This window comes from Microvirga sp. BF8, from assembly GCF_059888585.1.
In genome coordinates this window covers 1936551-1951520 of sequence record NZ_CM187619.1, presented here as the reverse complement: position 1 = coordinate 1951520, position 14970 = coordinate 1936551, and the positions used below count along the sequence as shown (strand labels likewise).

At 63.4% G+C, this 14970-nt stretch carries 14 protein-coding genes and 1 tRNA gene; 3 read left to right on the top strand and 12 right to left on the bottom strand.

Annotated features, from left to right (window positions below; genetic code table 11):
• Positions 1 to 209 precede the first annotated feature (209 nt).
• The gene (locus tag AC522E_RS09370; protein WP_500750154.1) at positions 210 to 776 is read left to right on the top strand and encodes a helix-turn-helix transcriptional regulator; all 567 of its coding nucleotides are present in this window, start codon (positions 210 to 212) and stop codon (positions 774 to 776) included.
• A gap of 99 nt (positions 777 to 875) precedes the next feature.
• On the opposite strand, the gene AC522E_RS09365 is transcribed toward AC522E_RS09370, so the two are convergent.
• From AC522E_RS09365 to AC522E_RS09330, 8 genes are all read right to left on the bottom strand, one after another.
• The gene (locus tag AC522E_RS09365) at positions 876 to 1106 is read right to left on the bottom strand and encodes a DUF6894 family protein (RefSeq protein ID WP_500750153.1); all 231 of its coding nucleotides are present in this window, start codon (positions 1104 to 1106) and stop codon (positions 876 to 878) included.
• 110 nt (positions 1107 to 1216) lie between these two features.
• Positions 1217 to 1291 (bottom strand) — tRNA-Glu (locus AC522E_RS09360).
• A gap of 72 nt (positions 1292 to 1363) precedes the next feature.
• Entirely contained in the window at positions 1364 to 3175 is a 1812-nt protein-coding gene (recJ, locus tag AC522E_RS09355; protein ID WP_500750152.1) for a single-stranded-DNA-specific exonuclease RecJ, read from the bottom strand.
• Between the two features lie 121 nt (positions 3176 to 3296).
• Complete coding sequence (locus AC522E_RS09350) at positions 3297 to 3755, bottom strand: GNAT family N-acetyltransferase (protein ID WP_500750151.1); 459 nt, start codon at positions 3753 to 3755, stop codon at positions 3297 to 3299.
• A gap of 80 nt (positions 3756 to 3835) precedes the next feature.
• The gene (glpX, locus tag AC522E_RS09345; protein ID WP_500750149.1) at positions 3836 to 4834 is read right to left on the bottom strand and encodes a class II fructose-bisphosphatase; all 999 of its coding nucleotides are present in this window, start codon (positions 4832 to 4834) and stop codon (positions 3836 to 3838) included.
• A gap of 51 nt (positions 4835 to 4885) precedes the next feature.
• Positions 4886 to 6208 carry a homoserine dehydrogenase gene (locus AC522E_RS09340; protein ID WP_500750148.1) on the bottom strand — a complete coding sequence of 441 codons (1323 nt, stop codon included), beginning with the start codon at positions 6206 to 6208 and terminating at the stop codon, positions 4886 to 4888.
• 102 nt (positions 6209 to 6310) lie between these two features.
• Positions 6311 to 7531: an LL-diaminopimelate aminotransferase gene (locus AC522E_RS09335; protein WP_500750147.1), complete on the bottom strand. Its 1221-nt coding sequence runs from the start codon at positions 7529 to 7531 to the stop codon at positions 6311 to 6313.
• A 39-nt stretch (positions 7532 to 7570) separates the two neighbouring features.
• Positions 7571 to 7972 carry a hypothetical protein gene (locus AC522E_RS09330; RefSeq protein ID WP_500750146.1) on the bottom strand — a complete coding sequence of 134 codons (402 nt, stop codon included), beginning with the start codon at positions 7970 to 7972 and terminating at the stop codon, positions 7571 to 7573.
• A 111-nt stretch (positions 7973 to 8083) separates the two neighbouring features.
• On the opposite strand from AC522E_RS09330, the gene AC522E_RS09325 reads away from it, so the two are divergent.
• Positions 8084 to 9889 (top strand): PHA/PHB synthase family protein, encoded by a 1806-nt coding sequence (locus AC522E_RS09325; RefSeq protein ID WP_500750145.1) that lies wholly within the window; start codon positions 8084 to 8086, stop codon positions 9887 to 9889.
• Between the two features lie 89 nt (positions 9890 to 9978).
• Here the strand turns inward: AC522E_RS09325 and AC522E_RS09320 are convergent, their stop codons facing one another.
• Positions 9979 to 11295, bottom strand: coding sequence for an OmpP1/FadL family transporter (locus AC522E_RS09320; protein WP_500750144.1), 1317 nt, complete (start codon positions 11293 to 11295; stop codon positions 9979 to 9981).
• A 399-nt stretch (positions 11296 to 11694) separates the two neighbouring features.
• Between AC522E_RS09320 and AC522E_RS09315 the strand changes: the two genes are divergently transcribed.
• Entirely contained in the window at positions 11695 to 12591 is an 897-nt protein-coding gene (locus tag AC522E_RS09315; RefSeq protein WP_500750143.1) for a fumarylacetoacetate hydrolase family protein, read from the top strand.
• On the opposite strand, the gene argC is transcribed toward AC522E_RS09315, so the two are convergent.
• The 3 genes from argC to rplM form a co-directional block, all read right to left on the bottom strand.
• Positions 12583 to 13536, bottom strand: a complete 954-nt coding sequence (argC, locus tag AC522E_RS09310) for an N-acetyl-gamma-glutamyl-phosphate reductase (RefSeq protein WP_500750141.1) — start codon at positions 13534 to 13536, stop codon at positions 12583 to 12585. The two genes, AC522E_RS09315 and argC, sit on opposite strands and share 9 nt — an antisense overlap.
• A 309-nt stretch (positions 13537 to 13845) precedes the next feature.
• Positions 13846 to 14322 carry a 30S ribosomal protein S9 gene (rpsI, locus tag AC522E_RS09305; protein WP_500750140.1) on the bottom strand — a complete coding sequence of 159 codons (477 nt, stop codon included), beginning with the start codon at positions 14320 to 14322 and terminating at the stop codon, positions 13846 to 13848.
• A 2-nt stretch (positions 14323 to 14324) separates the two neighbouring features.
• Entirely contained in the window at positions 14325 to 14789 is a 465-nt protein-coding gene (gene rplM / locus AC522E_RS09300; RefSeq protein WP_500750139.1) for a 50S ribosomal protein L13, read from the bottom strand.
• Positions 14790 to 14970 lie beyond the last annotated feature (181 nt).

Genomic DNA, 14970 nt, shown 5'->3' with positions numbered 1-14970 from the left:
CGGTACAGAGTGGGGCGATAGGCAGTATGATTCGGACTCGTTCAACCAAGCTCGTCTGAAGCTGCGCGTTTTTCATCTCCCAGTTGGGATAAAAGAGGAACGTTGCGCGTTTGTGTTGAAGAGGGCCGCATTCGGCCCGTCCGGTCAGCGTGATGCAACATCTGCAGGCCAATTCACACCAGGCTTCGGCCGCCCGTTGTTTCTTACGCGTGTTCGACGCGTTGGGTTACGGAGCCTTCCTGATCGGCGACGGAAAGAAGGTACTCGGGTTCAACAGGCAGGTGGAGCAGCACTTCGGCGCCGGTTTGCTCGTCAGGTCCGAGCGCCTCGTGGCGTCCGACCCAGCCGCGGACCAGACCCTTCAGGGAATCATTTCCGACCACCTTTCGGGGTCCGGACCGTCACGGGAGGCACTCGGCCTCCATCGGAGGGATGCCCGTCCGCTCATTCTGAGAATCGTATCCCTCACCGAGACCGTTCAGGCCGCATTTGGAGGGGCGAAACTCGTCGTCATCGTCGCAGACCCTGAATATTGCCCTGAGCCGACGCAGGAACTTCTTCTCCAGGCCTTCGGCCTGACAAGAAGGGAGGCGGCGGTCGCAACGCAGCTCATGTGCGGCTGCTCGCTTCAGGAGATCTCCGAGAATACAGGAACCGGGATCGGCACGGTCCGCGCTCAGACAAAGGCGGTCCTGGCAAAGACAGGGACCAAGCGACAGGCCGAGTTGGTCGGCCTCCTGACACGGTTTGCCATCATCTCCGGCAAGGCACACTGAGTCGAGGACCCAGAGCTGATTCCACATGAGCGGACTCAGCTCGGCCTCTGGTTTTGCCGTATTCTCAGGTGAAACCGATACCCTGCACCGGAGAATGCCCTAGCGCCGGCGGCCGTGGGAGGGTCGGTGAAAGGGCACCGTGAGAAGGCGCCGGCCGGTCTCGTCGGTGATTTCGAGTTCGATATTCCCGGCGTCGCCTAGCTGGTCGCGGAGTTCCTCGACGGTGGCAAGGGCCTCCGCGCGCGCCGCCTCGATATCCGGAAGATCGATGCCCTCCTCGTCCTCGTCGAGATCGTAGCCATCGCGGATGTTGAAGAAATAACGCGGCATCGGAGTTGACCTCGCTCTGGAACGCTCAAGCTCTGCCATCGATCGGTCGGCCCTGTGAAAAGCCGGGTCACGGCCCAACGGCTCCGCTTCGCTCGAGAGTTTTGTCGGGATGGCGCGGCCTAGGGGAATCGAACCCCTCTTCCCAGCGTGAAAGGCTGGTGTCCTAACCGATAGACGAAGGCCGCATAAGCGGGGCGCTGCCCCTGAGGTGGCGGACATATAGATGGGTTCTTCCGGCACGGCAAGCACCAGAATGGTCATTCGGGCTTTGCCGCATCCATAATTCTCACCTCGACCTTTTCGTTGCCGCCCCAACGATCGATGGACAGGGTTCCTGCCACGTGGAGGCTGCTGCCGATAGCGCCCGAGAGGGCAAGGCCGAGGGGCTGGCCCGCGGCGCGAAAGGCAATTCCGCCGATGATCGCTCCGTCCCCTCCCCGGAGTTTCACGCGCATATGGCCGCCGCTTCCCACCTCCCGCGCCTCTATGATTCGGTGGTTCGGAAACGCGAAGACGGGCTCCGGCTGGCCCGACCCAAACGGTCCCGCCCGCTCCAGCGCGGCGACGACGCTCGTCTGCGCACCGCCGGCCGTCAGGGTCGAATCGATGGCGAAGAGATCCTCGGACAGGGCAGCGCCGACCGACTCCAGAAGCCGCTCCATGGTGAAGGCATGGAAATGCTCCATGTCCGCTGCCGGAATGGTGACGCCCGCCGCCATTACATGGCCTCCCCCCTTGATCGCCAGGCCGGCCTCGACGGCGGCGCGAACGGCGGCGCCGAGATCGACCCCGGGGACCGAGCGCCCGGAGCCGGTGGCGGTGCCGTCGGGATTGTAAGCGAAGGCGAAGGCCGGGCGACGAAACCGCTCCTTCATACGGGCTGCCACCAAGCCAACGACACCTGGATGCCACTCGCTCGACGACGTGATGATCACAGGCAGGTCCGGCGCTCGTTCCAGCTGGACGAGGGCCTGGGCCTCGGCCTCGGCCACGGCCATCGCCTCGATCGCCTGCCGCTCGCGATTCAAACGGTCCAGTTCCGTTGCCAGCCGCCCGGAATCGAACGGATCCTGTGACAGAAGCAGTTTCGCACCGAGGGTGGCGTCGCCGATGCGCCCGCCGGCATTGATGCGCGGGCCGACGAGATAGCCGAGATGCCAGCTTTCCGGCGCGCCCGAGAGGCCAGCCGTATCGAGCAGTGCCGCCAGTCCTGTGCGTCCACGATTGCGCATGATCGCGAGCCCCTGACGGACAAAAGCCCGGTTGAGGCCGACGAGAGGCACCACGTCCGCCACTGTCGCAAGGGCGACGAGATCGAGGCTGCCCATCAGGTCCGGCTCGGGACGCTGGTTGAAGAAGCCGCGTCCGCGCAAGGCCCGGTTGAGCGCGACGACCGTCAGGAACACGATTCCGGCCGCGCAGAGATGCCCGAGACCGGAGAGGTCGTCCTGACGGTTCGGATTGACGAGGGCACGGGCCTCCGGCAGTTGCTCGGGGGCCTGGTGGTGGTCGAGAACAACCGCGTCGAGCCCCAGGCGCCGGGCCTCGGCCAGGGGCTCATGGCTTGCGGTGCCACAATCGACCGTGACGAGAAGGTCGGCTCCCTGCTCCTTCAGGGACCGGATTGCGTCCACGTTGGGGCCATAACCTTCCGTGATGCGGTCAGGGATATGGATCACATAAGAAACGTCACAGGCGCGCAGATACTCGGCCAGGATCGACGCGCTGCATGCGCCATCTACGTCGTAGTCGCCGAAAATCGCCACTGTCTCGCGGCGCATGACGGCATCGGCGAGGCGGTCGGCGGCAGCGTCCATATCGGTGAGGACATGCGGGTCGGGCATCAGGTCCCGCAGACGCGGGTTCAGGAAGCCCGCGGCCTCGTGGACACCAACTCCCCGCCCGGCCAGGACGCGCGCCAGGATATCGGGCAGTCCGTGGGTCTGAGCGATGGCGAGCGCGAGAGTGCCTTGAGAAGCGTTGCACCGCTCGACCCAGGTCCGCCCGAGAGCGGAGCGGCTGATGCCGAGAAACGGGCGGATCGGGGACAGGGAAGCTGATTCGGTCACGGGCGGAGTCTAGTGCCTGATCATGGCTCTTTGAAACCATGATCGGCGCTCGGGCCTCCGCCATCGCACGTGCTGGAGGGAACCGAGGATTCTTGTCCGGATCGCGCTCCGGTCCGGCTTGTCAGAAAACCTTCCGGTACTGAATGAAACCGCTCAGGGCCGCGACCTTCTCATACAGAGCCTGCGCCGTCGTGTTGGTCTCGTGGGTGTGCCAGTAGACGCGGCTCGCTCCAGCCGCCTTCGCCCTCTCGTAGACCGCTTCGATCAGGGCCCGCCCGACGCCGCGATTCCGCGCCTTCTCAGAGGTGAAAAGATCCTCCAGATAGCAATAGCCCTCGCGTGCCCATGTGGAGCGATGGAAGAGATAGTGGACGATGCCCACGATCTCCCCATCGAGGACAGCCGCGAGCCCATGGACCGGCTCTCCGGGATCGTGAATCCGACGCCATGTCAGGTCGGTCATCTCGGGCGAAAGGCTCGACCGATAGAACGTCAGATATCCCTGCCATAGAGGCTCCCAGGCCGACCGGTCGCCAGGGGACAGGGGGCGGATCTCAAGACCGGCCTGCGGTTCTGTCATGGATCCTCGTATCTCCGATCTCGGCCAGAGGATGCACGGCACGTGCCCCTCGCCCGTCCGTTGAACCTAGTCGAGTGAGCCTAGTCGAGGTGGAACTTCGACAATTCGCGGTGTTCGCCGTAGATGCGGCGCACGGTACCGGTCGCCGAGCGATACACGACCGTCTCCGTGGTGATCACATCCCTGCCGAATGTGACGCCCTTCAGGAGTGCGCCATCGGTGACCCCGGTTGCCGCGACGATCACGTCGCCGCGGGCCAGATCGGTCATGTCATATTTCCGGTTCGGGTCGGTGACGCCCATCTGGAATGCCCGGGAACGCTTCTCCTCCGTATCGAGGATCAGACGGGCCTGCATCTGGCCGCCGATGCAGCGCAGCGCACCAGCCGCCAGCACGCCCTCAGGCGCCGCCCCGATACCGAGATAGATGTCGATTCCCGTCTCGTCGGGCTTGGTCGTGAAGATAATGCCTGCGACGTCGCCATCCGTAATAAGGCGGATGCCGGCACCGGTCTTGCGGATTGCGGCGATGAGGTCGGCATGGCGCGGGCGGTCGAGCACCAGCACATTGATTTCGCTGGGCTTCACGCCCTTCGCCTTGGCGAGGTTGTGGATGTTTTCCTCGGGCGAGGCGTCGAGATCGACGACACCCGTCGGATAGCCGGGACCGACGGCGATCTTGTGCATGTAAACGTCCGGTGCCGCCAGAAGCGTGCCCGATTCGGCCATGGCCATGACGGCGATCGAGCCGGGCATGTCCTTCGCGCACAGGGTCGTGCCCTCGAGGGGGTCGACAGCGATGTCCACCTTCGGGCCGTTGCGATTGCCCACTTTCTCTCCGATGAAGAGCATCGGGGCTTCGTCGCGCTCACCCTCGCCGATCACCACCGTTCCATCGATGGGGAGCCGGTTCAGTTCGCGGCGCATGGCATCGACAGCCGCCTGGTCCGCAGCCTTTTCGTTGCCGCGACCGCGCAGCCGGGCCGAAGAAACGGCGGCACGCTCGGTCACGCGGACGAGTTCCAGGGTCAAGATGCGTTCGATGAGTTGGCCCGGTTGGACGGTAATGCCCTGCGACATGGACGTGTCGTCTCCTTTGATGGGACGGCGAACGGGGAGTTCGCCGGAAAATTACTCGCGTTCGATGCGGATCACTTGGGGCGGCTCTGCGATAAGACCATCCCCGGAGATTTTTTCAACGGCCGAGCGGATGGCCGCCTCGGTGGCCGCATAGGTGATGAGAACCAGGGAAACCGGCGCACCTGAGCGACCGTGCGGGTCTTTGGTTGCCGCCGTCTCGGAGCGCTTCTGGAGGATGCTCTCAAGGGAAATGTCAGCCTCCGCCATGCGCGTGGCGACGCCCGCGGCGACGCCGGGACGGTCGTGGACGGTGAGGCGAATATAATAACCGCCTTCGTGCCGCTGCATCGGGGCGCGGGGTGCTTTCTCCAGGCGATCGACGGGTTGGCCGAAGGGAGCCTCGGCCTTTCCGAGCGCCACGTCGGCGATGTCGGCTACGACAGCAGAGGCCGTCGCCTCCCCGCCAGCGCCCGGACCGATCAGCGTCAATTCCTTCACCGCGTCCGCGTCGATGGTCACGGCGTTCGTCACGCCCATCACCTGCGCGATCGCGGAGGATTTCGGCACCATGGTGGGGTGAACGCGCTGCTCGATCCCTGTCTCGGTCCTCTCTGCGACGCCGAGGAGCTTGATGCGGAATCCGAGTTCGTTCGCCATGGCGAGGTCCAGCGGCGTGATCGAAGAAATGCCTTCCACATAGATTGCGTCGGCGTCGATCTCCGTTCCGAAGGCGAGGCTGGTGAGAATGGCGAGCTTGTGGGCCGTGTCGAAGCCTTCGACGTCGAAAGTCGGGTCCGCCTCCGCATAGCCGAGACGCTGGGCATCCTTCAGGCACTCGGCAAAGGTCAGGCCCTCGAGCTCCATGCGGGAGAGAATGTAGTTGCAGGTGCCGTTGAGGATGCCGTAGAGCCGCGATACGCGGTTTCCGGGAAGGCCTTCCCGCAGGGTCTTTATGACGGGGATTCCGCCGGCGACGGAGGCCTCGAAGGCCAGAGCAACGCCTTTCTGCTCGGCGGTTCTGGCCAGGGCCAGACCGTGTTTCGCCAGCAGCGCCTTGTTCGCGGTGACGACATGTTTGCCCTGGGCCAGCGCCGTCTCGACGGTCTGGAGCGCCGCTCCGTCGGAACCGCCGACCAGTTCCACGACGCAGTCGACATCCGCGGAGCGCGCGAGCTCCGCCGGGTCGTCGAACCATGCGTAAGCGGAAAGGTCGAGGCCGCGATCCTTGGCCCTGTCGCGGGCGGAAATCGCCGTGACGGCGATTGGACGTCCTGCGCGCTGGGCCAGGACGTCGTTCTGACGGGTGAGGATCCGGATGACCGACGCACCAACCGTGCCAAGGCCGGCGATACCGACCCGAAAAGGACGTGTCACGAACAGCTGCTCCTTAGTGAAAGTCGCGCTGCTCTTTACGACTGCTACGGTTGCATGTCCATGCGCGGTTGATGACAGGTGTCCTTCTCCGGGCCGGACCGATCATCCGGCCCTGGTCAGAGGCACCACATTGTGGAGCGTTCCATCCGCTGTATCGAAGAACCGCCGGATGTTGCGCGCGGCCTGGCGGATGCGCTGTTCGTTCTCGACGAGGGCGATACGGACATAATCGTCCCCATGCTCGCCGAAGCCGATGCCCGGCGCCACGGCAACGTCGGCCTTCTCCACGAGGAGTTTCGAGAATTCGAGGCTTCCCAGGGAGCGGAACTTCTCCGGGATCTGGACCCAGGCGAACATCGAGGCGGTCGGTGTCGGGACCGGCCAGCCTGCCTTCTCGAAGGCGTCGACCATCACGTCGCGGCGGCGTTTATACGTGGCGCGCATTTCCCGGATGCAGTCATCCGGCCCGTTGAGGGCGGCGGTCGCTGCCACCTGCACCGGTGTGAAGGCGCCGTAGTCGAGATAGGACTTCACCCGTGCCAGAGCCGCCAGAAGACGCTCGTTGCCGACCGCGAAGCCGATCCGCCAGCCGGCCATGGAGAAGGTCTTGGACATGGAGGTGAATTCGACCGCGACATCCATGGCACCCGGGACCTGGAGAATCGACGGCGGCGGGTTGTTCTCATCGAAATAGACCTCCGAATAGGCGAGGTCCGAGAGAAGGATCAGATCGTGTTTCTTCGCGAAGGCGACGAGATCCCGGTAGAAATCCAGCGACGCGACGTAGGCGGTCGGATTCGAGGGATAGCACACGACCAGCGCCACGGGCTTCGGAATGGAGTGGAGGACGGCGCGCTCCGCCGCCGGGAAGAAGGCCGGGGTCGGCTCGGCCGGAACCGACCGGATCACGCCTCCCGCCATCAGGAAGCCGAAGGCGTGGATCGGATAGCTCGGGTTCGGCACCAGGACCACATCGCCCGGGGCGGTGATCGCCTGGGCCATGTTGGCGAAGCCTTCCTTGGACCCCAAGGTCGCGACGACCTGGGTGTCCGGGTTGAGCTTCACCCCGAAGCGCCGTTCGTAATAGCCCGCCTGGGCGCGCCTCAGCCCGCCGATGCCCTTGGACGCGGAATAGCGATCCGTGCGGGGCTTGCCGACGGTCTCGACCAGCTTCTCGATGACATGCTGCGGCGCCGGCAGGTCCGGGTTGCCCATCCCGAGGTCGATAATGTCCGCGCCGTTGGCGCGGGCGGTGGCTTTGATGCGGTTGACCTGTTCGAAGACGTAGGGCGGGAGACGCTGGATGCGGTAGAAATCGGCCATGGCACGGTCCTCGGACAGATTTTCGAAGGTAGGAATTGGTCAGGGGGTCTTTTTCTTCTTGGCCGCCGGTTGCGCAGGGGCTGTGCTCGGCAGGGCGACAGGGGTGGGTGCTGGCGTTCCGCCGAGCTGCGCAGCCGCCTCCCCGCGGGACTGGTTCTGTGCCCGCACGGAATCGAGTTCCGCTTCCGCAGCCTTGACCTCGTCAGCGGTTTTCGCGGCCGTGGGGCGGCCCTCCTGCGGTGTGCCGATGGGGATGTAATCGAGATTCTGGGGCCTTGACGCCGCCACGAAATCAGGGCGTGGCGCCGTCTTGGGTGCGAGACCGCTCGATTCCAGGAACTCTCCCGTGGGATTGCCGCTGCAGCCCGCCGTAAGGGCGGCAGCCATGAAGGCGCAACCCGCAAGGACAGCGCGACCGGTACTGGCAGGTGCGAAATTCATTCTTAATTCCAAGGACAACGGGATGATTCTAGGATGTATGATGGCCATTCGCTAAAATGTCGGAAATGCGGCATATGAGCAATGGCAGTGAAGCCGTCGGGAGAACGCCTTATGGACAAGCCGCCTGGGGATGAGACACTCTCTCCCGCGACGCCGGACTTCGACGAACTGTCACGCAACCTAACGCGGTTCTTCGAGGGAGCCGGAAAAGCGACAGCGGCCTACCTCAAACCTCTGACCGAAGGACAGCATCGGTCCGGTTTTGCCGAGGAAGCCGCAGAGGCCATGCGGTCCCTCGGACATGTGGCCGAAGCCTGGATGACGGATCCACAAAAGGCGCTCGACGCACAGACGCGGCTGGGGACGCAGTTCCTGGATCTTTGGTCCTCCACGTTGAGGCGCGCCCATGGCGAGCCTGCCGAACCCGTTGTCACACCCGAAGAAAAGGACAATCGGTTTCACGATCCGGAATGGACCCGGAACCCGGTGTTCGACTTTCTGAAACAGGCCTATCTCATCACGTCGCGCTGGGCGGAGGATCTGGTGGAGCATGCGGAGGGGGTGGACGACCAAACCCGCCACAAGGCGCAGTTCTATCTCCGTCAGCTCTCCAGCGCGCTCTCACCGTCCAACTTCCTGCTGACCAACCCGGAGCTTCTTCGCGAAACACTCAGCAAGAACGGCGCCAATCTCGTCCGCGGCATGGAGATGCTGGCCGAGGATATCGAAGCCGGAGGCGGTGAACTCAGGATCCGCCATTCCGATCCGACGCGTTTCAAGGTCGGCGTCAACATGGCGACGACCCCCGGAAAGGTGATCTTCCGCAATCCGCTGATAGAGCTCATTCAATACACGCCCACGACGGACAAGGTGCTGAAGCGCCCGCTGCTGATCGTCCCTCCATGGATCAACAAGTTCTACATTCTCGATCTCAACCCGGAGAAGAGCTTTATCCGGTGGGCCGTATCGCAGGGACTGACGGTCTTCTGCATCTCCTGGGTCAATCCAGGCCCGGAACACGTCGACAAGAGCTTCGAGCACTACATGCGGGAGGGCATCTTCGCGGCGCTGGACGCGATCGAGGCCGCGACCGGCGAGAAGAAGGTAACGGCCATCGGCTATTGCGTGGGCGGCACCCTGCTTGCCTCGACGCTCGCCTACATGGCCGCGAAGAAGGACAAGAGGATCGACAGCGCGACCTTTTTCACGGCTCAGGTCGATTTCGCCCATGCCGGGGACCTGAAGGTGTTCGTCGACAAGGACCGCGTCAGCGCTCTCGAGGCCAGCATGAAGCGCCGGGGGTACCTGGAAGGCTCCCACATGGCCAATGCCTTCAACATGTTGCGCCCCAACGACCTGATCTGGCCCTATGTGGTCAACGTGTACATGAAGGGCCACGCGCCCTTCCCCTTCGACCTGCTCTACTGGAACTCTGATTCCACACGCATGCCGGCAGCCAACCACGCCTTCTACCTTCGCAACTGCTATCTGGAGAACAAGCTGGCCAAGGGCGAAATGGAGATGGACGGCGTCAAGCTCGACCTGAGAAAGGTCAAGGCCCCGATCTTCAACCTGGCGACGAAGGAAGACCACATCGCCCCTGCCCGCTCGGTGTTTCTCGGGTCGAAAGGCTTCGGAGGCCCTGTGGAATTCGTCCTCGCCGGATCGGGGCATATTGCTGGCGTGGTCAACCCCGTGGCGAAGCCCAAATACCAGTATTGGACCGGTGGTCCGGTCGAGGGCGAGCTTGCGGACTGGGTCGCAAAGGCGCGGGAGACCGAGGGCACGTGGTGGCCCTATTGGTTTTCATGGATCGAGAGGCAGGCGCCGCGTCGGGTGCCGGCCCGTAAGCCTGGAGGCGGAAAGCTCAAACCGCTCTGCGATGCGCCTGGAACCTATGTCCTCGTGAAATCCTGACAAGGCGTGAGGTGCCCAAAGCTGCGGCGCCCGAACTAAAAAGGCCGGCATGAAGCCGGCCTTTTTTCCCTGAGCGGCTAGAAAGCCCGTCAGTACTTGCGAACGATCGGGGCCGGGATGGCCTTCGCCGGATTGTCCCAGCGGTATTTGATCGCCGCCGAGATGATATCGACCTGCGAGTCCACATCCGCTGCGAGCACGACACCGCGCGTCGCGAAGGTGGGGTTGCCCGGGGCAATGTTGATGTCGGTGTTCCCGACCGAGAAGATGTGCGTATAGGCGAGATCGAACGAGAGCTGGTCGCTCCAGTTGTAGGTCGTTCCCACGGACAGCCACACACGGTCGGAATCCGGCAGACGCGGACTGCGCGTCTCGACTTCGATTGGCGAGATCTCGTAGCCGACACCTGCCCTGACGAGCCAGGCCGGGTTGATGCGGTACTCGCCACCCACCGAGAAGAACCAGCCATCCTTGTAGTCCAGCGGCAGATACGGCGACTGCGCCAGGAGACCGCCGGTCAGGCCGTTCGTCACACGCGGGAAACCGAGGCGGCTCCAGTTCGTCCATTCGGCCGTCGCATTGAGGGTGAAGGCATCGGTAATCCGCTGGCTGAGACCCACGGACACGGACTCGGGCAGTGTCAGGTTGGCTTTGATCGGAATCCCGAAATATTGGAACGAGCCTTCGAGCTTCTGATCCACGGCGGAGCGGAAACCGATACCGATCGACGTTCCGGCAAACGGTGTCAGCGTGGCGCCCAGGGAGTAGCCGATGCCCCAGCTGTCTCCCTCGAGACCGGCGGAAGCGGCGAACGGGGACGGCGAGGTCGGGGTCGGACCGATAGCCGAGAAGTACCGGACCTTGAAGTACTGCGCCCTCACGCCCGCGCCCACCGACAGCCAATCGTTCACCTTGTAGCCGACGGTCGGCATCATTTCATACGAGAAGACCGACGTCGTGCGGGCGTAGAGCTGGCCCGCCCAGATGGAGTTGGGCTTGGTCACGAGCCCGAAGGGGGCGCCGCTGTAGAGACCGACCCAGAGACTGTCGTTGACCTGATAGCTCGTGTAGCTGGCAGGCACGACCGCGTCGAGACCGATATCACCCGCGGGGCCGAGCGCCCTGAGTCCGGCCGGAACCGTGTAGACGGGCGTGATCTTCGATTCCGGAATGATGGCGGTTCCGTGGAACTCGCTCTGCCAGCCCGGCGCCATGGTGATCGTGGCTGGGTTCCAATACATCGACGAGACGCCCGCCGCGCCGGCGGCGACGCCCGCGAACGACTCGCCCTGGCCGGTTGCGCTCTGCTCACGCAACGCAAAGGCGCCCGCCTGCGCGGCACCCTGAGCGGAAACGAGCGCCGCGAGCGATATGGCGGCAAGGATCAGTGACCGATTGAAACGCATGAGAAATGTCCCGCCCTATGGGTTTATTGTTGCCGCTGCGGGAGAATCTCCGCGCGTTAGCATCCACTCTGCCAATGCTTCATTTCTGCCGCAATCGGTTAATGAGAATCTAATGCCACTCAATATAGAATTTTTATTTCTTTGTTATTACTATGTGTTTTTCAGCATATACTTTAAATTCATGCTATTTCCGCAACGTATTAAAATTGTTCATATGTAAACGACCGAGTAGTGCGGCCGAGCGAATCGAAACTTTGTTATGCGAGCGATATACCCCATAATCGTACTTCCTGCGCCTCCGTGACAAAACGGCAACATTCCTGTGACAGGGAAAGTTCGGTTGCGCCCCTTCGGGAAATCGGACCATATGATGCCTCGATTTCAGGAAGGAAAATGCCGATGAAGCTGGTGCGATTTGGAGAGATCGGGCGCGAGAAGCCGGGACTGGTGGATGCCGAGGGCGGGATCCGGGACCTGTCATCCGTCATTCCAGATATCGACGGACGCACCCTGAGCGGCGGCGGGCTGGATAAGCTGAGAAAGCTCGATCCGAGCAGCCTTCCCGTGGTGCCGGCGGGACAGAGGCTCGGCGCCTGCGTGGGCAAGGTCGGGAACTTCATCGCCATCGGGCTGAACTATGCGGACCATGCCGCCGAGACCGGAGCGCCGATCCCGGCCGAGCCCATCATCTTCAACAAGGCGCCCTCCTGTATCGTGGGTCCCAACGACGACGTGATCATTCCCCGCGGTTCACAGAAGACCGACTGGGAGGTGGAACTCGCCATCGTGATCGGCGAGCGCGCCTCCTATGTCGGCGCGAACGAGGCCATGGATTTCGTGGCGGGATATTGCATCTGCAACGACGTGTCCGAACGGGAATTCCAGATCGAGCGCGGCGGCACTTGGACGAAGGGCAAAGGCTGCCCGACCTTCGGCCCTCTCGGCCCGTGGCTTGTCACGAGGGACGAGATCCCCGATCCGCACAATCTCGCCATGTGGCTCGATGTCGACGGCAAGCGCATGCAGACAGGCTCGACGAAGACGATGATCTTCAACGTGCCGCAGATCGTTTCCTACGTCTCACATTTCATGATCCTGGAACCGGGCGACGTCATCACGACGGGTACGCCTCCCGGTGTCGGCATGGGCATGAAGCCGCCGCGCTATCTCAAGGCCGGCGAGGTGATGAGCCTGGGCATCGAGGGTCTCGGAGAGCAGCGCCAGAGGGTATCGGGATTCGAGGAGAGCAGCCTCGATGCCGGCCGTTCCTCCCGGCTGCGTCCCGCGTCAGCCTAGGCCAAGCATCAACTTGATGTTCTGAACGGCCGCGCCGGAGGCTCCCTTGCCGAGATTGTCGAGGCGCGCCACCAGGACCGCGTGACGGTAGGAAGCGTGACGGAACACGCGAAGCTCCATCAGATTCGTATCGTTCAGGGCCTCAGGCTCGATCCGCTCGGAGCGCTTCCCGTCGGCATGCGTCGGAACGACCGACACGACAGGGCTGTCGCCATACCATTCAACCAAGGCTGCCTCGAGTTCCTCAGCCTTGGGCTTTCCAGGCAACAACTCCAGATGCAGGGGCACGCTGACGAGCATGCCCTGCCGGAAATTGCCGACCGAGGGGATGAAGATCGGCCGGCGGGTCAGGCCGGTATATTTCTGCAGCTCGGGCACATGCTTGTGCTCGAAACCGAGGCCGTAGAGTTCGAAGGCAGGCGCCGTCCCCGCCTCGTAGGCCTCGATCATCGACCGGCCACCGCCGCTGTAGCCGCTGACCGCATTGACGCTGATCGGATAGTCCGGAGGGACCAGCCCGGCATCGACGAGCGGCCGGATCAGGGCGATAGCCCCGGTGGGGTAGCACCCCGGGTTGGCGACCCGATCCGCCTTCGCGATCGCCTCGCGCTGACCGGGCGCAAGCTCGGCGAAGCCGTAGGCCCAGCCGGGGCTCACCCGATGGGCGGTGCTGGCATCGATGATCTTCGGCTTGCGGCCGTCGAGGCCGTCGACGAGGGCCACGGTTTCCCGCGCCGCATCATCATGCAGGCAGAGCACCACGAGATCGACCTCGCCTAGGATCTCGCGCTTCGCAGATGGATCCTTGCGCCGCTCGGGATCGATGCTCCTGAGGGCGAGGCTGGGAATACCCTTGAGGCGGTCCCGGATGCCGAGGCCCGTGGTCCCCGCCTCCCCGTCGATGAACACCGTCTTGGTTCGTGCGTCGAGCGCTGCTGTCGTCATGGTCGTCACCGTCGATCCGTTTTTGCCCGTCAGGCGGCTGATATAAGGCAGATGAAGGATGAGAAAACAAAAAAGCCGCGCATTGGCGCGGCCTGCGATCGGACTGGAACAGCCGTCATCGCGCTCGCGCGGCGGGAGCGTTCATGCGACGTCGGCGGATGGTGGTCGGGTCGATCATGCCTATGACATGCGATGGATCGCAGCGCCTGTCAACAAGCGCGGCGGTTGGAGGCCGGCCGGCTTCCAATCCACTACAACAAAAAGGGCGGCCGAAGCCGCCCTTTTGTAATTGCAGGCTGTCCTGAGCGCTTAGCGCTTCGAGAACTGGAAGCTGCGGCGAGCCTTGGCCTTGCCGTACTTCTTGCGCTCGACCACGCGGGCGTCGCGGGTCAGGAAGCCTTCCTTCTTGAGCGGGCCCCGGAGTTCCGGCTCATAGTGGGTCAGCGCCTTCGCAAGGCCGTGACGGACCGCGCCGGCCTGGCCAGAGAGGCCGCCGCCGTTGACGTTCACGACGATGTCGTACTGGCCGTCCCGGTTCGCAACCTGGAGCGGCTGCGCCAGGATCATGCGCAGCACCGGACGGGCGAAGTAGACCTCGACCGCGCGGTCGTTGACGACGATCTTGCCGGAACCCGGCTTGATCCACACGCGGGCGACAGCGTCCTTACGCTTGCCGGTCGCATAGGCGCGGCCCTGGGCGTCGAGCTTCTGGACATGCTTCGGAGCTTCCGGAGCGGCGGTCTGGGCGGTCTGGCCCAGATCGGCGAGAGACTGGAGGGTCGCCATGATTAGACTCTCACGTTCTTAGCATTGAGGGCCGCCACGTCCAGGGTCTCGGGCTGCTGAGCCGTATGAGGATGCTCAGCGCCGCCATAGACGCGCAGGTTGCCCATGATCTGGCGGAAAAGCGGGCCGCGCGGGAGCATGCGCTCCACGGCTTTCTCGACCACGCGCTCGGGGAAACGGCCTTCGAGGATGAACTTCGCAGTCCGCTCCTTGATGCCGCCCGGATAGCCGGTGTGATGGTAGTACACCTTCTGGTCGCGCTTGCGGCCGGTGAACACCACCTTGTCGGCGTTGATGACGATGACGTTATCGCCGCAGTCGACGTGGGGCGTATAGTTCGCCTTGTGCTTGCCACGCAAACGCATGGCAACGATCGTCGCGAGGCGGCCCACAACGAGGCCATTCGCGTCGATTACGACCCACTTCTTCTCGACCTCGGCGGGCTTCAGCGAAGTCGTAGTCTTCATTGCGCTGGTTCCCGTTGGAGCCATGATCGGCTCAGGTTCTGAAAACGACAGCCGCCGCAAGATGCGGCGGCGAGTGAGCGGTGATTAGAAAGTTCCGGGTGCGATGTCAACCACAATCGAGCCCGCCGAAGGCCTGCAAAACCCTTTAAATGAAGGGGTTTTCACCATACGGTATCATAAT